Genomic DNA, 17,665 nt, shown 5'->3' with positions numbered 1-17,665 from the left:
CCATGCCCGTCACCTCCCTCCGCAATCCCTCCGCTCGGCCTCCTGAAGTCGCGAAGATCAAGATCAAGATCAAGATCAAGATCAAGATCAAGAGCCAGCGTCAGCGTCAGCGTCAGATTCTCAGTATGCTGGAGGCAACGGAGTTGCATTGAAGGCACCGACCAGCGGATTGTAAGCATCGGAAGCAAATTCGCACCCATTTGCAGTTGCTCCACGCGACGTGGCACCTTAGACTGCCGCCCCCTGTAAAAGAGTGCCGGTTGGCGCTTGAAGAATTCCGCGGCCGATGCCAAGGCGTCGGCGGCACATGAATCGCCCAAATGCACATTTTTTCATAGAGAAATCGATGACCAAGGAACAGTTGCTGGCCATGTCGGCCGATGACTACATGAACGCTGAACAGCTGGCCTTCTTCACAGAGCTGCTGCAGGCGATGAAAGTCGAAACCCATGCACGCATCGAGCTCAGCCGCACCACCATCGAAGGCCTGGACACCCCGTCCGACCCTGCCGACGTGGCCTCGGTTGAAGAAGAGCGGAGCTGGCTGGTCAATGCAATCGACCGCGACCAGCGCTCGCTGCCTCAGCTGGAAATGGCCCTGGAACGGATCTCCGACGAGAGCTTCGGCTGGTGCGATGATAGTGGTGAGCCGATTGGCCTGAAGCGTCTGCTGATCAGCCCGACCACCAAGTACTGCATCGAAGCCCAAGAGCGCCACGAGCAGCTCGACCGCCACCAGCGCCAGGTATAACCCCCGCGCGCGGTGTCAGCCCCACGGAGCGATCCCTGGGGCTTTTTGCGTTTCTTGCGGGCAGTCGGTTTTGTTGCCTTGTACGTAACACTGATGTACCGGGGAGCGCTGTTACCTCGCTGGCGACAGGCGTATCATGGCAATATCGTTAGGTGGCTAATTAATTCCGGAGGGGATGATGAATAGCCGAGTCGATGTAGCCGTGATGATTGGCTCAGGTGTGCCGGCCACGTTGCAGGCACTGGGTAAACGCATCTGCTGGGTGGTGCTGGTCAATGGAGAACGCCGTGGCACTGCATTCGCCACGCGTGAGGAAGCGCTGGAGTGCCAGGTGGCCTGGCAGCAGCAACTGAAGAAAGGCCTGGCCGCCTGAAAATGTTTATTGCCTCTCGACGGGTTTCGGTGTTTTCGGGCATATTTGTCCTACAGTAAATGCGCACACGGATGCCAGGGCTTGTCTTCTTGCGGGCTCGCTCCCTTGATTGCGTTTAATGGCGAGTGATCTCAGCATCACGCTTCCCGATCCGGGAATGAGCCATGCGCCTTCGGTTGAAGGCGAATCTGGCAAACCAGAGTAAAGATTCCTGCGCGCTGCATCGTCAGCGGGCACAGACATTTCGTATACCGCTTTATTACTCTTTTCGCCTATCGACAAGAAATGGCCGTGCCTCCCCGAGCTTGGGTGAGGGCGGGTTGTAACCGGTTGAGGATTACTTCATTGGCAGTCAGCACACTTGATACCCATGCGTTGTTCGCCTTGGGCGACTTGCGCGGTAAATTGGCCCACCTGTTCCAGGGCCGCTTTATCTATGTGACCGAGCAGAACCCCGAAGGCCTGTACATGGCCGAAATCGACACCGAGGACGCATTGGTAGTCGATGACAAACAGCGTCTCGAACTGAAAGTGGGTGACCACTTCCGCGCTGCTGTATTGCCCAGCCGTGAAGGCGGCAAGCTGGAAATGCGCTTTCGCGAAATCAAGTTGAATGTTTATGGCGTAGGCGATTATGCCTTCGTGTCGGTGCCTGAAGGTGAGGGCATCGTGTTCCGCGAGGGGCATGGCGTGATGCTGGTCTTCGCTGCGCAGCAACAAGTGCAGGAAGGCCTGGGCAAATTGCTGAAGGCGGTGACCGGCAAGGTTGCCAAATGGCGCAAAGGTGAGCTGACTACCTTCAAGGCCAGTGAATGACCGACAGTGATGAAGCGCCTGCCACGCGTGCGGAGTTTCATCGGCAGCATCAAGCCGATGCCGTAGCCGAGGCCGAGCGTTTGCTGGCCAGGCGCGAGGCGCTGCAAGGTGGGTGGCTGGGCTGGGTAGCGGGTGAGTTGTACCGGCTCGGCCCGCCCCCTTATGCCGCGATGGTCCGGCGAGAGTTGCAGCGCCTCAGCCAAGGGTGAGGCGGCGGCGCTTCAGTTGCCGCGGTCGCCGCCGCTGCTGACTTCTTCGGGCACCGGCTCCTTCGACATGCGCTTGCGAAACAGTGCGGCCCTGGCCAGCAGCAGCGTTGTCACCGGCACGGTGATCGACAGCAGGATCGGAATCAGCCAGGCGTGCAGCACCGGCGCCTCCTTCAGCCACGAGAAGTAGATGATCGAGGCCAGTGCCACGCACCAGGCGCCAATGGTCGAGGCCAGCGCCGGCGGGTGCATGCGCTGGAAGTAATCCTTCAGGCGTACCAGGCCTATTGCGCCCACCAGGGCGAACACGCTGCCGGTCAGTAGCAGCACGGCCGTGACCACTTCGAGCCAAAAGGGCAGTACCAGGGTTTCGGTCATTCGATCACCTCACCACGCAGCAGGAACTTGGCCAGGGCAAACGAGCCGACGAAGCCGAACAGCGCAATCAGCAGGGCACCTTCGAAGTAGGTGTCACTGGCATAACGGATGCCCAGCACCAGCATGGTCAGCATGGCCAGGATATATAGGTAGTCCAGCGCCAATACCCGGTCCTGGGCGGACGGGCCACGGAACAGCCGGACCAGTGCCAGCGCCATGGCCAGGGCGAAGATGAACAGGCTGGCGAGAACAGCATGGGCGAGCAGGCCTGTCATTGGAAAATCTCCATCAGCGGGCGTTCGTAGGTGTCCTTGAAGTGCTGGATAAAGACCGCCTCATCGTCCAGGTCAAATACATGCAGTAGCAGCACGCTGCGGTCCAGCGCCAGTTCAGACCAGACCGTGCCGGGTACTACGGTGGTGATCATCGACAGCGCCGCCAGGCCATGGGGGTCGTGCAGGGCCAGCGGGATATGCACGAATGCCGAGCGTGGTGGCTGTTTGCCGGCGCGCAGCACGCTACGGGCTACCTGCAGGTTGGACATGATCACATCGATGCCGACCCGGCCGATCAGGCGGGCGATGACCAGCGGCCGGCGTACATGGGCATGCTGGGGGCGCAGCGGTGCCATCAGCAGCGGGGCCAGTACGCCAAATGCGGCACCCAGCAGCAGGTTTCCGGGGCTTACCGAAAGGTTGAGCAGCAGCCACAGGCCGAACAGCGAGACCGACAGAAGCGGGGCGGGGAACAGTCGGTTCATGGCTGCACCCCTGTGTCGAGCGAGGTTGGGCCTGGAATCGGCTTGGCTGCCATCACCGCCTTGATGTAGGTGTCTGGCGTCTGCAGGCTGGCGGCGGTGTCCTGGGTGTAACGCAGCAGCGGCTCGGCCTTGAGGCTGAGGATGATGCACAGGCCAAGCAGGATCACGATAGGCAGGCACTCATAGCGTCGCAGTACGGGCGACGGGCGCTCTTCGGGCTTCCAGAAACGCAGTATGCCGACACGGCCGAAGGCGACCAGCGATGCCATGCCCGACAGGATCAGCAACGCCACCAGGGCCCAGCCCGCAGCGCTCAGCGGCTGCTCGGCCGGCACGCCCAGGCCCTGCGGGTTGAACAGTGCGCTGATGAGGTTGAGCTTGCCGACAAAGCCTGACAGCGGTGGCATGCCGATGATCAACAAGGCGCAGGCGATGAAGCTGAGGCCAAGGAAGGCCATGGTCCATGGGATGATCTGGCCGATCACCACCTTTTGCTCGTCGTCGAGGTTGATGCCCTTGGGCGGGTGGAGCGATTCCAGCGGTGGTGGCATGACGTCTTCTTCGTCGTCCAGCGGCATCTCATTGGCCGAGCGCGAACGTTCGACCAGTTCGGCGAGCAGGAACAGCGCACACAGGGCAAGGGTCGAGTTGACCAGGTAGAACAACGCCGCGCCGGTCAATGCTGCTTGCGCAAAGCCGATGGCGCCGAGCAGGGTGCCCGCCGAAACCAGAATGCTCAGGGCTGCCATCCGCTCCAGGCGCTGTGCGGCCAGAATCGATACAGCCGCCACTGCCAGGGTCACCAGGCCGCCATACACCAGCCATTCGCCACCAAAATGGGCCGAGGCCCCGGCTTGCCCGGAAAACAGCAGCGTCCACAGGCGCAGCACAGCGTACAAGCCGACCTTGGTCATGATGGCGAACAGTGCAGCTACGGGCGCGCTGGCCGACGCGTAGGCCGGCACCAGCCAGAAGTTCAGCGGCCAGATACCGGCCTTGGCCAGGAAGGCCATTGCCAGGATGGCCGCGCCGGCATGCAGCAGGCCACGGTCGGCCTCCGGCACCAGTGGAACCTTCAGTGCCAGGTCGGCCATGTTCAGGGTGCCGGTCACGCCGTACAACATCGCTGCGCCGATCAGGAACAGCGAGGAAGCGAACAAGTTGATGGCGATGTAATGCAGGCCGGCCCGCACCCGCGCGCGCCCCGAGCCATGCAGCAGCAAGCCGTACGAGGCGGCCAGCAGCACTTCGAAGAAGACGAACAGGTTGAACAGGTCTGCGGTAAGGAAGGCGCCATAAAGGCCCATCAGCTGAATCTGGAACAACGCATGGAAGCTGGCCCCGGCGCTGTCCCAGCGGGCGCGGGCAAACAGCAGGGCGCTGAAGCCGATGACCCCGGTAAGGGTCAGCAGCAGCGCGGACAGGTGATCCACTACCAGCACGATACCGAACGGTGCCGGCCAGTTGCCCGGCAGGTAGACGCCGATCGACTCCGCCTGCCCCTGGGTACGCACCCACAGCAGCAGGCTGACTGCGATGGCCAGGCCGGCGAAGGTTGACAGCAGGTTCAGCCGGGCCTTGATCTGCCGGTGCTTTTCGCCCAGCAGCAACATGACTGCAGCGGTAATCAGTGGTAGCAGGATGGGGGCTACGATCAGTTGACTCATACCACTCATTCGTCACGCTCCCGGCCATCCACGTGGTCGGTACCGGTCAGGCCGCGTGAAGCCAGCAACACCACCAGGAACAGTGCGGTCATGGCAAAGCTGATGACGATGGCGGTGAGCACCAGCGCCTGGGGTAGCGGGTCGGTGTAGTGCAGCAGGTCCTGGGTGACGCCATCCTTGATAATCGGTTCCTTGCCGATGAACAGGCTGCCCATGCTGAAAATGAACAGGTTGACCCCGTACGACAGCAGGCACAGGCCCATGATGACCTGGTAGGTACGAGGGCGCAGGATCAGCCACACCCCCGAGGCGGCCAGCACGCCGATGGCGACTGCAATCACTTCTTCCATCAGGCGGCTCCTGCTTGGCTGGTTTTCGCCGGGTTGCCCGGGCGGTAGGCGCGCACCGACTGGTGCGCCAGGGCAGTGAGGATCAGCAGGGTCGAGCCGACCACCACCGTGTACACGCCGACATCGAAGAACAGCGCGCTGGCCACGTGCACATCACCCAGCAGCGGCAGGTGCAGGTGGGCAGTGTGAGTGGTAAGGAACGGGTAGCCCAGCAGCATGGCGCCGACCCCGGTCAGGGTCGCGCACAGCAGCCCTGTGCCCATCCAGCGCAACGGACGCAGGCTCATCTGCGCCTCGACCCACTGGGTGCCGGCCACCATGTACTGCAGGATGAACGCCACCGACATCACCAGGCCGGCGACAAAGCCCCCGCCTGGCTGGTTGTGGCCACGCATGAACAGGTACATCGACACCAGCAGGGCGACTGGCAGCAGCAGGCGTACCAGCACCGCAGGCACCATCATGAAGCCCAGGGCAGTGTCCGTGGCGTGGCGTGGGTTGATAAGGTCGGTGACCACATCAGGCGCCAGCAGGCGCTGCTGTGCCGGCAGCTGCATGCTCTCTTTCGGAGGGCGGAAGCGTCGCAGCAGAGCGAATACGGTCAGCGCCACGGCCACCAGCACGGTGATTTCACCCAGGGTATCGAAGCCGCGGAAGTCGACCAGCATGACATTGACCACGTTGGTGCCGCCGCCCTGGGGCAGTGCCCGGCTCAGGTAGAACGAGGAAATGTCGTTGGGCGTTGGCCGGGTCAGCATGGCGTAGGACAATACGGCCATGCCGCCACCGACGAGCACGGCCAGCAGCAGGTCGCGCAGGCGGCGCATGCGCGCACGCTCCAGGCTACCGGGTAACGGCGAAACGCCTTCGATACGCCGCGGCAGCCAGCGCAGGCCAAGCAGGATGAGTACGGTGGTGACCACTTCGACCACCAGCTGGGTCAGGGCCAGGTCGGGTGCAGAGAACCAGACAAAGGTGATGCAGGTCATCAGGCCGCAGACACTGACCATGATCAGTGCCGCCAGGCGGTGGTATTTGGCTTGGTAGGCGGCGCCGATGGCGCAGGCAATTGCGATCAGCCACAGCGCGACAAACACGCCCGAACCCGGAATTTTCGGCCGGTCGCCCCAGCTGAGGCCACTGTAGAGCATGGGCGTGAGGCCGGCGAGGAAGGCCGCGAGCACCAGCATGAACAGCTGCGACTGCAGGCGGCGGCTGGTGAACAGGCGTTCGATGCGACGTGCCAGCACCATCAGGTGAACCTGGCCGTGCTCGAACAGGCGCTTGCCGTTGAAACGCTCGATCACCGGTGGGTAAGGGAAGCGGCCCAGGCGCAGCTGCTTGCGCAGCAACAGGTACAGCACGATACCGCCGCTCATGGCCACCAGGCTCATGATCAGTGGCGCATTCCACCCATGCCAGATGGCCAGGCTGTATTCCGGCAGGGTGCCGCCTACTACAGGCAGGGCCGCGGCAGCCAGCAGCGGGCCAACCGACTGGGCGGGGAAAATGCCCACCACCAGGCAGGTAAGCACCAGCAGCTCGACTGGCGCACGCATCCAGCGTGGCGGCTCGTGGGGCGTATGGGGCAGGTCCTGCGCGGTGGGGCCAAAGAATACATCCACGGTAAAGCGCAGGGCATAGGCCACGCTGAAGGTGCCGGCCAGTGTGGCGATTACCGGCAACGTTGCTTCGACCCAGGCGGTGGAGCTGATGAACACCGTTTCGGCGAAGAACATTTCCTTGGACAGGAAGCCGTTCATAAGGGGGACGCCGGCCATCGAGGCGCTGGCCACCATGGCCAGGGTGGCGGTATAGGGCACCAGGCGGATCAGCCCGCTGAGGCGGCGGATGTCCCGCGTACCGCTTTCATGGTCGATGATGCCGGCGGCCATGAACAACGAGGCCTTGAAGGTAGCGTGGTTGAGGATGTGGAACACTGCGGCAACGGCGGCCAGCGGGCTGTTCAGGCCCAGCAGCAGGGTAATCAGGCCCAGGTGGCTGATGGTCGAGTACGCCAGCAGGCCCTTGAGGTCGTTCTGGAACATGGCGGCGAAGGCGCCGAGCAGCAGGGTGAGGGCGCCGGCACCGCCGACAATCCAGAACCATTCTTCGCTACCCGACAGCACCGGCCACAGGCGCGCCAGCAGGAACACTCCGGCCTTGACCATGGTGGCGGAATGCAGATAGGCCGAAACCGGCGTGGGTGCTGCCATGGCGTGAGGCAGCCAGAACTGGAAGGGGAACTGTGCGCTCTTGCTCAGGGCGCCAATGAGGATCAGGGGCAGCAGCACCGGGTAAAGCGCATGCTGGCGGATGGTGTCGCCGGCAGCCAGGACCTTGTCCAGGTCGTAGCTGCCGACCACATGGCCGAGCAGCAACGCCCCTACCAGCAGGCACAAGCCGCCCGCACCGGTCACCATCAGCGCCATGTAGGCGCCGCGCCGGGCGTCGGCACGGTGGTGCCAATAGCCGATCAGCAGGAAGGAGAACAGGCTGGTCAGCTCCCAGAAGAACACCAGCTGGATCAGGTTGCCGGAGATCACCAGGCCGAGCATGGCGCCCATGAAGGCGAGGAAGAAGGCGAAGAAGCGCGGTACTGGGTCTTGCGGCGACATGTAGTAGCGGGCATACAGCGAAACCAGCGTGCCGATGCCCAACACCAGCAGCGAGAACAGCCAGGCGAAGCCGTCCATGCGCAGCACCAGGTTCAACCCCAGGCTGGGCAGCCAGAGAAATTCTTCGCGAATGACGCCCCCGTGGGCAACCTGAGGGTACAGCAGTGCTACCTGGACGGTGCCGACCAGGGCCACGAGCCCGGCGAGAATGGACTCGGCGTTACGTGCGTTGTGCGGCAGCACGGCTGCCAGGCAACTGCCCACGAACGGCAGAAGCAATAGCACTATCAATGACATAGCGTTCTATTCTGAAAGGTTTGCCAAGGATCATACGTGCCGAGGGGGTGATCACCAACACGCAAGCTGTCGCAGAATCCTACAAACAGGCTGTTACAAGCTGTTTTTTTATAACAGTTTTTTACAAAGCATAGTCGCTGTTGGCGACTTTACAGCCCGGCCTGGCGTTCGCCTTCAGTTTGCGCTTCTTGTACCTCGGTGGTTTCGCGGGGGCGGCGTACCTTGAGTTCGCTGACCACCACTGCGATCACGATCAGCAAACCGCCGAGCAGCGCCACGCCTGGCAGGCGTTCGCCGGCAATGCGCCCGACGACGCCGGCCCATACAGGCTCACCGGCATAGATGAGAGTGGCACGGGTGGGCGAGACCGACTTCTGCGCCCAGTTCATTGCCACCTGGATCACTGCGCTCATGGCGCCAAGGCCCACTGCGCTTGCCAGCAATAGCCAGGAGAAGTCGGGGATGCGCTCCTGGGTCGGCACAATCATCAGGAACGCCAGCAGCGAAGCGGTGGCCAGTTGCACCACGGTGACCCGGCGCACATCGACCTGGCCGGCATAGCGGCTGATCAGGATGATTTCGGCGGCAATGGCGACGGCGCTGACCAAGGTAACAACCTCGCCCTCGCTGAAGTGCAGGCTGCCGCCTTCCGGCCCGGCCAGCAGCATCAGGCCGACAAACGCCAGGCAAATACCGATGCTGGGCATCAGGCCTGGGCGACGGCCCAGCACCAGCCACTGCAACAGCGGCACGAACGGCACGTACAGTGCAGTGATAAACGCCGATTGGCTGCTGCTGATGGTTTGCAGGCCCATGGTTTGCAAGCCATAGCCCAGCATGATCGACACGCCGATCAGCATGCCGGCCTTGAGTTCGGTGAAGGTCAGCCCGGGCAAGGCTCGCGCCGAGACCACGCCAACGAACAGTGCGGCTGCCGCAAAGCGCAGGCCGACGAAGAACATCGGGCCGCTGACTGTCATCACGTTATGTACCAGCAGGAAGGTGCCACCCCACAGCATGGTGATGAACACCAGCACCAGCTCCGCCTTGCTCAGGCGAAAGGTAACGGTAGGGGTTGGTTTGTTGCTGGCCTGGCTCATGGTCTTGCGCACTCGGAGGGGGCGGCGCACAATCGCCGCAAAGTGGGCAGTATACTGCGCAATCTTGACCTGTGAGCAATATAGTGCACAAAGATTCTTCGCACCGGGCATCGGTGCTGCAACACGTCAGCCTTAATGTGCGCAGCTTGCGCAACGCTGCCGGCATGAGCCAGACAGCGTTGGCCGAGCGCTCCGGGGTCAGCCGGCGCATGCTGGTGGCGATCGAAGCGGGCGAAAAGAACGTCAGCCTGACCACCCTCGACCTGATCGCGGAAGCCTTGGGGGTGGCTTTCAGTACCCTGATCCAGGCACCTGACCAGCGTGACCCCGGCCACATCGAGGAGCTGGCCTGGGCCGGTGAGCACCCGCAGAGCAGGGCAGTGTTGTTGGGAACCAGCGCTGCACGGCGCGAGGTGGAGCTTTGGGAGTGGACGTTGGCACCGGGCGAGTGCTACTCCAGCGAGGCTGATGCCGAAGGCTGGAGCGAGCAGATCTACGTGGCCGAAGGGCAGCTGACACTGGTCATCGAAGGGGCCGAGCACTGCCTGCAGGTGGGGCAGTTTCATGTATTCCCCAGCAACTGCCGGTATGCCTACCGCAACGATGGTGCCGTTGCGGTGCGCTTCGTGCGTAATGTGGTGATTTGAGGTTGCCCGTTCAACCGCCCAGCAACTCCTCGGTTTTCACCACCTTGGCATAGGCAAACGCCAGCGCCGCCATCGCCGAATCATGTACCTGCGCCGCCGGCACCTGCTTGCCGTCGAATTCCAGCGGCAGGGTTGCGCAGGCATCATGCGCCACGGTCACCGTGTAGCCCAGGTCGGCCGCCGCACGGGTGGCGGCGTCGATGCACATGTGGCTCATGCTGCCGATGATGGTCAGGGCCTCGACGCCATGCTGGTCCAGCGTGTGCTCAAGGTCGGTTCCGAGAAAGGCGTTGACCTTGTGCTTGAGCACCACCGGCTCGCCTGCTGCCGGTTCGACCTTGGCGTGAATGGCTGCGCCCTGGGAGCCAGGTGCGAAGAATGGCGCATCGGCACTGTCGAACTCATGGCGCACATGCACCACCAGGTCGCCGCGTTGGCGCGCCGCAGCCAGCAGCCTGGCAGCGTTGTCGGCCGCCCGGTCGGCGCCATCGAGGGTCCACTTGCCGCCCGGGAAGTAGTCGTTCTGGATGTCGATGATGATCAGCGCCTGCTTGTTCATGCTGCCTCCTGTGGCAGTAGTCGTTGGTAGGCGTTAGTTATAGGCTGTGTGCACGAACCTGAGGATTGGCGCGAACGACACTATGCGGGCAAAAACTGACATTCCTGCCAGCCTGGACATCGGCCTGTTGCTATACCCCGGCGTGCAGCGCGCCGCCGTGCATGGCCTGGCCGACCTGTTTCTGGTGGCCAACCGGGTTGCGGCCGAACTTGGAGCGGTCGAATTGCCACAAGTGCGCGTCAGTTTCTGGCAGGTTGATGAGGCCGGGCTGCTGCTGGCTGCCCAGGACAGCCCTGCCGTGGCTTCGGCAGGGCTGCGTGTATTGATCGTTCCGCCGAGCCTGGAGTCGGCCCCGCAAGCCGAGTTGCTCGAGCGTCACCGCGCGTCGCTGTGCCAACTGCACGATCGCGGTACCGTACTGGCGTCGGTGTGTATCGGGGTATTTTTCATTGCCGCCAGCGGCCTGCTCGACGGCCGCCCGGCCTGTACCCACTGGAACTATGTGCAGGCACTTGCCCAGCGCTTCCCCCGCGTGCGGGTTGAGGCCCAGCAGCCGTTGCTGGACGACGGTGATATCGTGACATCTGCCGGGCTGATGGCCTGGACCGGGCTGGGCTTGCGCCTGCTGGAGCGTTTTCTGGGGGCCACTGTGGCGCGGGAGACGGCCCGCTACCTGGCCGTGGACCCGGTCGCGGCACCACTGCCTGGGGCGGTGTTCAACCCGCGCCTGGATCACGGGGATGAGGCAGTGCTTAAAGTGCAGCACTGGTTGCAGGGCAATGGCGGGCAGGAAGGCGACCTTGCCGCCATGGCGGCGTGTGCCGGTTTGGAAGCGCGTACGTTCCTGCGGCGTTTTCGTGCGGCTACCGGGCTGCGCCCGACCGAGTATTGCCAGCAGGTGAGGGTAGGGCGGGCGTGCCGTTTGCTGGAGTTTACCCGGCGCAATGTCGAACAGATCGCCTGGGGTGTCGGTTATCAAGACCCGAGCGCGTTCCGCAAGGTATTCCAGCGCATTACCGGCCTTACCCCGAGTGACTATCGGCGGCGTTTTGCAGTACCCGGCCAGGGCTGATGAAAACCGCTTGACCTTGACTTTACTTGAGGTTTTACCCTGCTCGGCATCGCGCTGCACGCGCCCGTAGCCAGGAGACCGCCAATGTTGGCAAGCCCTAACCCCCTGTGGTTCACCCAGATGATCGAGTACCAGGTTCCCAGCATGTGCCAGCAAGCGTTGGTCCAGGCCCTGGTGGTGCGTAGCGAAGTGCTGGCCGCGCGTTGTGAAGGGCTGCAGGGTGTCAGCATCCAGGCCAGTGACGATGGCAGCCGGGTGTTGCAGTACCTGCAATGGCAGTCACGCCAGGCCTGGTCGGCAGCAGCCGTGTACTTCGTCGAGGAACCCTTCCTTGAGTTGCTGGCGCAGCATCAGGCGAGCGGGTTGAATTTTGCTGCCTACCAGACCCTGCGCAGCCTGGTGCGCGGCACCGACGGCGGCCTGCATTGTGAGGTAGGGGAGCCTCAGGCATACCAAGGGGCGTAATGCGGATAGCGGTCGAGGCGGGCACCTATGACCATTTCGCTGATCCATGCTGCCAGGATCGAGCTGTAGGCCTTCTGGCTGGCTTCGCTGGATAAGGCATGGTCGGCGCCGTCGACGATACGGTGGGTGAGCGAGTGGGCGCTGGCGAATGCCGAGCGGTAGCTCATCAGTGTGCTGTGCGGCACGTAGTCGTCCTGCTCGGACTCCACCAGCAGCACATCCCCGCCAAACTCGGCGCAGGCCGCCAGCGCGCGGTTGTCTGCCGGGCCCAGCGGGCTGCGGCGGTAGGCATTCAAGCGTTGGCGGTCGAGGGTTTGTTTGGGGGTGTGCCATTCGTCATCCCAATACAGCGCGGGTACCCGCAAGGCCAGCCACCTGACGGGTCGCTCGCGGGTCAGCAAGGTAGCCAGGTAGCCACCATAGCTGCTGCCGATGATGGCAATGGCACTGCTGTCTACGGCCGGGTGGCTGAGCAGCCGGTCGTAGGCCACCCGCAAATCTTGCAGGTTCTGCTCTCGGGTAACGATCAGGCGTTGGCTTTCGGTCTTTTCGTGGCCGCGCAGGTCGAAGGTCATGCACACGCACCCCAGCCCGGTGATGTGCCGGGCGCGGGCCAGGTCACGCTGCTGGCTGCCGCCCCATCCATGGACGAAGAGAATGCCCGGCATTTTGCTGCCGGGGCTGACCAGGGTGGCGACAATGCAGTCGTTTTCGACTTGCAGTTCAATAGTTTCACTCTGAATGGTCATGTTCGCGGATCCGTGCAAATTTGCTGAGTTGTCCGAGTTCACTGTCGTTTCCTTGATAGAAGAGGGTGGCGTCAGTGGGCAGGTCAGGTGTGCCGAACACTTCATGTGTGGAGGCGCGGACCCGCTGCAACGCCGGGTCATCGGTAAAAGCCTGCAATGCCAGCAACTCGGCGCTGCTGGCGCCGCCCAGCCGCCAGGACTGTTCCAGCACACCGCTGCGCAGGTGGCCCTGGGCATCGATGCCGCGGGCGATGTCGTAGTTGCGCCGGGAGGCGATGAAGCCCGGGAAGTGCTGTTCGGCGGCTTGTTCGTAGGCCATGGCCTGGTTGATGGCCAGGCGCAGGTGGTCCTCCAGCGGTAATTGCAGCAACGCTTGATAGTCACCCCGTACAACGACCAGGTCGGAACCACCGTATACTTCGGTGCCCTGGTGGTCGTGGGTGAGTTGCTGGGTGCCGTGATAGCTACAGGTCAGGCCGGCCACGCGTACTTGGCCGACGCTGAAGGTTTGTACGTCGCTCAGGTCTTCTTCGAGTACCAGGCCCCAGAGCGCCAGCGCTTCGTCATTCATGCCTGCCAGTAATGGCTCCAGCGCATTCGCCGTGGTAATGACCTGCTGCCCGCGGCCTGCGCAAGCCAGCACGGGCTTGACTCGCAAGGGGCCATCGGCCAGCAGTAGCTGGGCAGCGGTGCGCGCATCGGCCTTGCTGAATACCGTGTAGCCGCGCAGCAAGGCGTCGCATGCCTGTCGGGCGAAGGCATCGGTCCAGCCCGGCGGGAAGCTGGCCCCGGCCGGCAATGGATGCGAGATGGCCTTGGTCGCCATGTAGGGGGACGCAACCAGCCCGCCGAACAAGTCCTGCTCACAGCAGATGCCCATGGGGGCATAGCGTTTGCTGTCGATCAGGGTTTCGGTAGGCAGGTAGTAGTAGCCGTCGCTGGCCGAGGGCGAGTTATCGGGTTGTACGCACTGGCAGCTCAACAGACGGGCCAGGCCATCGGCGAGCTTGAGGTGTACGGCATGCTCATGTTCGGGCGTGTGCGTGCGGGTGTCGAGCAGTACCACGCCGGTTTTAGGTTTGCAGGCACTGGGCATGGTCGGTTGCCTGTGTGCAATGAATGTACTGTGTGTGAAGCCGATACCGTATGGAAGTTCAGCGAGAGTTGATCGGTGGTGCGGGTGCTGTAGGACGCTTCCGGTTAATTCAGGTTGCGATTGCAGGGCTCTGGCGGCTGTTCCATTATCGGCCTATTGGATCAATCGTGATGTAGCCGCAGGAGAGCGCATGAACGTCCAGACCCCCCTTGAGCAAAGCGTGCCACAGCGCCTGGCACGCCTGCGTCAGGCCATGGCGGCAGAGGGCATCAATGCCTTGCTGGTACCCTCGGCCGACCCTCACCTTTCCGAATACCTGCCCGGTTACTGGCAGGGGCGCCAGTGGCTGTCGGGTTTTTACGGCTCGGTTGGCACACTGGTGGTCACGTCCGGCTTTGCCGGGTTGTGGGTGGATAGCCGCTACTGGGAACAGGCGGATCACGAACTGGCCGGCAGCGGTATCGAACTGATGAAACTGTTGCCCGGCAAACCCGGGGCGCTGGAATGGCTGGGCGAAAACGTCGAGACAAACGGCAGCGTCGCGGTGGATGGTGCGGTCATGGCGTTGGCCTCGGCGCGCCAGCTGGGTGAGCGGCTGAAAGCGCGCGGCGCGCGGCTGGTCACCGACAAGGATCTGTTGGGGCAAGTCTGGGATGGGCGCCCGGCGCTGCCGGGCAACCCGGTGTACCAGCATTTACCGCCGCATGCGACGGTGAACCGGGCGGAAAAACTCGCGCAGTTGCGCCATGGCATGCTGGCCAAGGGCGCCGACTGGCATTTCATTGCTACCCTCGATGACATCGCATGGCTGTTCAATCTGCGTGGTAGCGATGTCTCCTACAACCCGGTATTCCTGGCCTTTGCCTTGATCAATCAGCAGCAGGCCATTCTGTTCGTTGGTCAGGACAAGCTGGACGCACATTTGCGCCAGGTGCTGGCAGCCGATGGCATCGAGGTGCGCGACTACGGCGAAGCGGGCAAGGCACTCAGTGCTGTCCCTGCCGGGAGCCGGTTGCTGGTGGATCCGGCGCGGGTCACCTGCGGCCTGCTGGAGAACCTGCCTACAGAGGTGGCGCTGATCGAGGGGATCAACCCCACCACCTTGAGCAAATCATGCAAAGGTGATGAAGACCTGGTGCACATTCGCCAGGCCATGGAGCAGGACGGCGCCGCCTTGTGCGAGTTCTTTGCCTGGTTGGAGGCCAGCCTGGGCAATGAGACAATCACCGAACTGACAATTGACGAGCAGTTGAGTGCCGCACGTGCCCGGCGCCCGAACTTCGTATCGCTGAGCTTTTCGACCATTGCCGCCTTCAATGGCAATGGTGCCATGCCGCATTACCGCGCCACCGAGCAGTCGCATGCGGTCATCGAGGGTGACGGGCTGCTGCTGATCGACTCGGGCGGGCAATACCTGGGGGGTACCACCGATATCACCCGCATGGTGCCAGTGGGCAACCCCAGCTACCCGCAGAAGCAGGATTGCACCCGGGTACTCAAAGGCATGATTGCCTTGTCGCGTGCGACTTTTCCGCGTGGGGTGCTGTCGCCGTTGCTTGATGCCATTGCCCGGGCGCCGATCTGGGCCGACCAGGTGGATTACGGGCACGGCACCGGGCACGGCGTAGGCTACTTCATGAACGTGCACGAGGGGCCACAGGTGATCGCCTACCAGGCGGCACCCGCGCCGCAGACGGCAATGCAAGCGGGTATGATCAGCTCGATCGAGCCAGGTACGTACCGCCCGGGGCAATGGGGCGTGCGCATAGAGAACCTGGTGGTCAATCGCGAGGCCGGCAAGAGCGCCTTCGGCGACTTCCTGCATTTCGAGACCTTGACGCTGTGCCCGATCGATACCCGCTGCCTGCTACCCGAGCAGCTGACGAAAGACGAGCTGGAATGGCTGAATCGCTATCACATCAATGTGCGGGAGCGTCTAGCACCCTTGCTCAAGGGCGATGCCTTGGCCTGGCTGCAGATGCGTACAGCGCCGCTATAAAGAAAGGCAAATGAAAAGGGCAGCTCGCGAGCTGCCCTTTTTCTATTTGCAGATGACGATCATGCTGCGGCTGGTGTAGCCCGCCGGGTTGATGCCGAACAGGTAGTCACCGGCCTCTTCATCGTTATCACCCGAGCGGGCAATAACCCGGTAGCCGCGCGTACTGCAAGAGCTAGCGGCCTTGCTGTAGCAGTTGTCCCACGAGGAAGACAGGCCAGAGCAATTGATATGCAGGCCCTTCTTGCCCCTTTTGACCTCAGTCTTGGCTGTAGCGGCACATCCAGCAATAGCCAAGATGGCCAGGATGAGAAAAATACGTTTCATTCCTGTCCTTAAATGCAGGGTGGATCAGTTGCCTGGCCCTGTCGTTATCGCTTTGATTCGTCCTGAAATATCCCCAGCGTCCGTGTTCGGTCCAGTAGATAGCGTAAAGATGATGATTCTGTGACAGCTTAATCAGCGAGGCGGGCGGCTACAATCACTAATCCTGTCTCAAATGAAAATATTTCTCATATCAATCCGCTGCGACGGCCGGGGTGGGCTCCTTGCGCATGGACAGGGTAGTGCCAACCGAAGCGGCGATGATTGCACCAATCGCCAGCCATTGGGTGAACGTCAGCACCTCGCCGAGGAACAGCAGGCCGGACAGTGCGCCGAATGCCGGTTCGATGCTCATCAAAGTGCCGAAGGTGCGCGCCGGGATGCGCGTGAGGGCAATCATTTCCAGGCTGTAGGGCAGGGCGGTGGACAGCACTGCAACGGCCAGGGCCACGGGGATCAAGGCAGGCGTGAGCAGTGCGCTACCCGCGTGGGCGATACCGATGGGGGCAACAAACAGGGCGGCGACCACCACCCCCAAGGCTGCACTCTGGATACCGTGCTCGGCCCCGGCGCGCTGGCCGAAGAGAATGTAGAGGGCCCAGCATACGCCAGCGCCCAGCGCATAAGCCGCGCCCACCGGGTCGAGTGCCTGGCCACCGTGGCCAGCTGGCAACAGCAGCAGCAGGCCGGCGATGGCCAAGGCAATCCACAGGAAGTCGATCGGCCGGCGCGAAGAGAAGATTGCCACTGCCAATGGGCCGGTGAACTCCAGCGCCACGGCAATGCCGATCGGAACTGTTTGCAGGGCCATATAGAAGAGGAAGTTCATGCCACCCAGCGCCATGCCATAGATGACCACGTTGCGCAGGGTGGTGGCGGTCATACGTACCCGCCACGGGCGCAATATAAGCAGCATGATGATGCTGGCGAAGATCAGGCGCAGGGTGGTGGTGCCTTGCGCGCCGATCACGGGGAACATGCTTTTGGCCAGGGAGGCACCTGACTGGATCGATGCCATGGCAATAAGCAGCAGGCCGATCGGGAAGAGAGTGGCGGCCAGGCTGCGGGGTTGGGTGTTCATTTAGGTGTGGCGATCCTTGGGTGGCGTGTAGGTTGAGCAATATAGTGCGCAATTGCTGGGGCGCGTGATAGCCCTGAAGTGACTTCGCAGGAAATATTTCAAATCATTGAAATTAAAGGTTGACCTGCCCGAAGACCGCCCTATAATGCGCACCATTCCAACGCGGTAGCGAAGCAAAGCTAGCCACCGTGTTGAGTCAAGTGTTTGAAGCTAAACGGGTTTCTCGCAAAAAACTTCAAAATAAACGCTTGACAGGCTCTGGGGAAAGCGTAGAATGCGCGCCTCGGTTGAGACGAAAAGCTCTTAACCAAACGCTCTTTAACAAATCGAATCAAGCAATTCGTGTGGGTGCTTGTG

20 protein-coding genes are annotated in these 17,665 nt (G+C 62.4%); 8 read left to right on the top strand and 12 right to left on the bottom strand.

The genetic code is table 11. From position 1 onward, the window contains the following. Positions 1–346: 346 nt before the first annotated feature. The 4 genes from ACQKPZ_RS26230 (at position 347) to ACQKPZ_RS26215 (ending at position 2,149) form a co-directional block, all read left to right on the top strand. Positions 347–751, top strand: coding sequence for a TraR/DksA family transcriptional regulator (locus ACQKPZ_RS26230; protein WP_391137901.1), 405 nt, complete (start codon positions 347–349; stop codon positions 749–751). 178 nt (positions 752–929) lie between these two features. Next, positions 930–1,124, top strand: a complete 195-nt coding sequence (locus ACQKPZ_RS26225; RefSeq protein WP_391137904.1) for a hypothetical protein — start codon at positions 930–932, stop codon at positions 1,122–1,124. 345 nt (positions 1,125–1,469) lie between these two features. After that, positions 1,470–1,940, top strand: coding sequence for a hypothetical protein (locus ACQKPZ_RS26220; RefSeq protein ID WP_391137907.1), 471 nt, complete (start codon positions 1,470–1,472; stop codon positions 1,938–1,940). After that, a complete protein-coding gene (locus ACQKPZ_RS26215; protein ID WP_427543830.1) occupies positions 1,937–2,149 on the top strand; it encodes a hypothetical protein in 213 nt (70 codons plus the stop codon). The genes ACQKPZ_RS26220 and ACQKPZ_RS26215 overlap by 4 nt, the downstream gene beginning before the upstream one ends. A gap of 12 nt (positions 2,150–2,161) precedes the next feature. Here ACQKPZ_RS26215 and ACQKPZ_RS26210 read toward each other — a convergent pair whose 3' ends face one another. From ACQKPZ_RS26210 to ACQKPZ_RS26180, 7 genes are all read right to left on the bottom strand, one after another. Beyond that, positions 2,162–2,527, bottom strand: coding sequence for a Na+/H+ antiporter subunit G (locus tag ACQKPZ_RS26210; RefSeq protein ID WP_427543827.1), 366 nt, complete (start codon positions 2,525–2,527; stop codon positions 2,162–2,164). Further along, on the bottom strand, positions 2,524–2,802 hold the full coding sequence (locus ACQKPZ_RS26205; RefSeq protein ID WP_391137916.1) for a K+/H+ antiporter subunit F: 279 nt from the start codon (positions 2,800–2,802) through the stop codon (positions 2,524–2,526). The genes ACQKPZ_RS26210 and ACQKPZ_RS26205 overlap by 4 nt, the downstream gene beginning before the upstream one ends. Next, a complete protein-coding gene (locus ACQKPZ_RS26200; RefSeq protein WP_427543824.1) occupies positions 2,799–3,287 on the bottom strand; it encodes a Na+/H+ antiporter subunit E in 489 nt (162 codons plus the stop codon). The genes ACQKPZ_RS26205 and ACQKPZ_RS26200 overlap by 4 nt, the downstream gene beginning before the upstream one ends. Next, complete coding sequence (locus ACQKPZ_RS26195) at positions 3,284–4,963, bottom strand: monovalent cation/H+ antiporter subunit D (RefSeq protein ID WP_427543821.1); 1,680 nt, start codon at positions 4,961–4,963, stop codon at positions 3,284–3,286. The genes ACQKPZ_RS26200 and ACQKPZ_RS26195 overlap by 4 nt, the downstream gene beginning before the upstream one ends. Beyond that, positions 4,960–5,304, bottom strand: a complete 345-nt coding sequence (locus ACQKPZ_RS26190) for a Na+/H+ antiporter subunit C (protein ID WP_003250128.1) — start codon at positions 5,302–5,304, stop codon at positions 4,960–4,962. The genes ACQKPZ_RS26195 and ACQKPZ_RS26190 overlap by 4 nt, the downstream gene beginning before the upstream one ends. Continuing rightward, positions 5,304–8,219, bottom strand: coding sequence for a monovalent cation/H+ antiporter subunit A (locus tag ACQKPZ_RS26185; protein ID WP_427543818.1), 2,916 nt, complete (start codon positions 8,217–8,219; stop codon positions 5,304–5,306). Before ACQKPZ_RS26185 ends, ACQKPZ_RS26190 begins: the two co-directional genes overlap by 1 nt. Positions 8,220–8,368: 149 nt before the next feature. Further along, positions 8,369–9,319 carry a DMT family transporter gene (locus tag ACQKPZ_RS26180; RefSeq protein WP_427543815.1) on the bottom strand — a complete coding sequence of 317 codons (951 nt, stop codon included), beginning with the start codon at positions 9,317–9,319 and terminating at the stop codon, positions 8,369–8,371. Positions 9,320–9,402: 83 nt separating this feature from the next. Here ACQKPZ_RS26180 and ACQKPZ_RS26175 point away from each other — a divergent pair, with 83 nt between their 5' ends. Further along, positions 9,403–9,966 carry a helix-turn-helix domain-containing protein gene (locus ACQKPZ_RS26175; protein WP_427543812.1) on the top strand — a complete coding sequence of 188 codons (564 nt, stop codon included), beginning with the start codon at positions 9,403–9,405 and terminating at the stop codon, positions 9,964–9,966. 10 nt (positions 9,967–9,976) lie between these two features. Here ACQKPZ_RS26175 and ACQKPZ_RS26170 read toward each other — a convergent pair whose 3' ends face one another. Beyond that, entirely contained in the window at positions 9,977–10,525 is a 549-nt protein-coding gene (locus ACQKPZ_RS26170; RefSeq protein WP_427543809.1) for a cysteine hydrolase family protein, read from the bottom strand. Positions 10,526–10,607: 82 nt separating this feature from the next. Here ACQKPZ_RS26170 and ACQKPZ_RS26165 point away from each other — a divergent pair, with 82 nt between their 5' ends. After that, positions 10,608–11,597, top strand: coding sequence for a GlxA family transcriptional regulator (locus ACQKPZ_RS26165; protein ID WP_427543806.1), 990 nt, complete (start codon positions 10,608–10,610; stop codon positions 11,595–11,597). 84 nt (positions 11,598–11,681) lie between these two features. Continuing rightward, entirely contained in the window at positions 11,682–12,062 is a 381-nt protein-coding gene (locus ACQKPZ_RS26160; RefSeq protein ID WP_427543803.1) for an antibiotic biosynthesis monooxygenase, read from the top strand. On the opposite strand, the gene ACQKPZ_RS26155 is transcribed toward ACQKPZ_RS26160, so the two are convergent. After that, complete coding sequence (locus ACQKPZ_RS26155; RefSeq protein WP_427543800.1) at positions 12,041–12,811, bottom strand: alpha/beta hydrolase family protein; 771 nt, start codon at positions 12,809–12,811, stop codon at positions 12,041–12,043. The two genes, ACQKPZ_RS26160 and ACQKPZ_RS26155, sit on opposite strands and share 22 nt — an antisense overlap. Continuing rightward, positions 12,795–13,907, bottom strand: a complete 1,113-nt coding sequence (locus tag ACQKPZ_RS26150; RefSeq protein ID WP_427543797.1) for a DUF3182 family protein — start codon at positions 13,905–13,907, stop codon at positions 12,795–12,797. Before ACQKPZ_RS26150 ends, ACQKPZ_RS26155 begins: the two co-directional genes overlap by 17 nt. Before the next feature lie 190 nt (positions 13,908–14,097). Here ACQKPZ_RS26150 and ACQKPZ_RS26145 point away from each other — a divergent pair, with 190 nt between their 5' ends. Then, positions 14,098–15,906 carry an aminopeptidase P family protein gene (locus ACQKPZ_RS26145; RefSeq protein WP_427543794.1) on the top strand — a complete coding sequence of 603 codons (1,809 nt, stop codon included), beginning with the start codon at positions 14,098–14,100 and terminating at the stop codon, positions 15,904–15,906. A gap of 42 nt (positions 15,907–15,948) precedes the next feature. Here the strand turns inward: ACQKPZ_RS26145 and ACQKPZ_RS26140 are convergent, their stop codons facing one another. Continuing rightward, positions 15,949–16,230 (bottom strand): hypothetical protein, encoded by a 282-nt coding sequence (locus tag ACQKPZ_RS26140; RefSeq protein ID WP_021783182.1) that lies wholly within the window; start codon positions 16,228–16,230, stop codon positions 15,949–15,951. Positions 16,231–16,420: 190 nt separating this feature from the next. Beyond that, the gene (gene rhtA, locus ACQKPZ_RS26135; protein WP_391137952.1) at positions 16,421–17,308 is read right to left on the bottom strand and encodes a threonine/homoserine exporter RhtA; all 888 of its coding nucleotides are present in this window, start codon (positions 17,306–17,308) and stop codon (positions 16,421–16,423) included. Positions 17,309–17,665: the final 357 nt, after the last annotated feature.

The organism is Pseudomonas sp. NPDC089547 (genome assembly GCF_050280665.1).
GTDB lineage: Bacteria > Pseudomonadota > Gammaproteobacteria > Pseudomonadales > Pseudomonadaceae > Aquipseudomonas.
Note: the sequence above shows the minus strand (reverse complement) of the source record. Positions and strands in the feature narration are given on the sequence as shown.

Bases quoted from the DNA above. Each gene is read 5' to 3' on its own strand.
- rhtA (WP_391137952.1), bottom strand. From the start codon at position 17,308: ATGAACACCCAACCCCGCAGCCTGGCCGCCACTCTCTTCCCGATCGGC.
- ACQKPZ_RS26195 (WP_427543821.1), bottom strand. From the start codon at position 4,963: ATGAGTGGTATGAGTCAACTGATCGTAGCCCCCATCCTGCTACCACTG.
- ACQKPZ_RS26185 (WP_427543818.1), bottom strand. From the start codon at position 8,219: ATGTCATTGATAGTGCTATTGCTTCTGCCGTTCGTGGGCAGTTGCCTG.
- ACQKPZ_RS26210 (WP_427543827.1), bottom strand. From the start codon at position 2,527: ATGACCGAAACCCTGGTACTGCCCTTTTGGCTCGAAGTGGTCACGGCC.
- ACQKPZ_RS26180 (WP_427543815.1), bottom strand. From the start codon at position 9,319: ATGAGCCAGGCCAGCAACAAACCAACCCCTACCGTTACCTTTCGCCTG.
- ACQKPZ_RS26140 (WP_021783182.1), bottom strand. From the start codon at position 16,230: ATGAAACGTATTTTTCTCATCCTGGCCATCTTGGCTATTGCTGGATGT.
- ACQKPZ_RS26190 (WP_003250128.1), bottom strand. From the start codon at position 5,304: ATGGAAGAAGTGATTGCAGTCGCCATCGGCGTGCTGGCCGCCTCGGGG.
- ACQKPZ_RS26155 (WP_427543800.1), bottom strand. From the start codon at position 12,811: ATGACCATTCAGAGTGAAACTATTGAACTGCAAGTCGAAAACGACTGC.
- ACQKPZ_RS26160 (WP_427543803.1), top strand. From the start codon at position 11,682: ATGTTGGCAAGCCCTAACCCCCTGTGGTTCACCCAGATGATCGAGTAC.
- ACQKPZ_RS26200 (WP_427543824.1), bottom strand. From the start codon at position 3,287: ATGAACCGACTGTTCCCCGCCCCGCTTCTGTCGGTCTCGCTGTTCGGC.
- ACQKPZ_RS26215 (WP_427543830.1), top strand. From the start codon at position 1,937: ATGACCGACAGTGATGAAGCGCCTGCCACGCGTGCGGAGTTTCATCGG.
- ACQKPZ_RS26205 (WP_391137916.1), bottom strand. From the start codon at position 2,802: ATGACAGGCCTGCTCGCCCATGCTGTTCTCGCCAGCCTGTTCATCTTC.
- ACQKPZ_RS26150 (WP_427543797.1), bottom strand. From the start codon at position 13,907: ATGCCCAGTGCCTGCAAACCTAAAACCGGCGTGGTACTGCTCGACACC.
- ACQKPZ_RS26225 (WP_391137904.1), top strand. From the start codon at position 930: ATGAATAGCCGAGTCGATGTAGCCGTGATGATTGGCTCAGGTGTGCCG.
- ACQKPZ_RS26165 (WP_427543806.1), top strand. From the start codon at position 10,608: ATGCGGGCAAAAACTGACATTCCTGCCAGCCTGGACATCGGCCTGTTG.
- ACQKPZ_RS26230 (WP_391137901.1), top strand. From the start codon at position 347: ATGACCAAGGAACAGTTGCTGGCCATGTCGGCCGATGACTACATGAAC.
- ACQKPZ_RS26145 (WP_427543794.1), top strand. From the start codon at position 14,098: ATGAACGTCCAGACCCCCCTTGAGCAAAGCGTGCCACAGCGCCTGGCA.
- ACQKPZ_RS26170 (WP_427543809.1), bottom strand. From the start codon at position 10,525: ATGAACAAGCAGGCGCTGATCATCATCGACATCCAGAACGACTACTTC.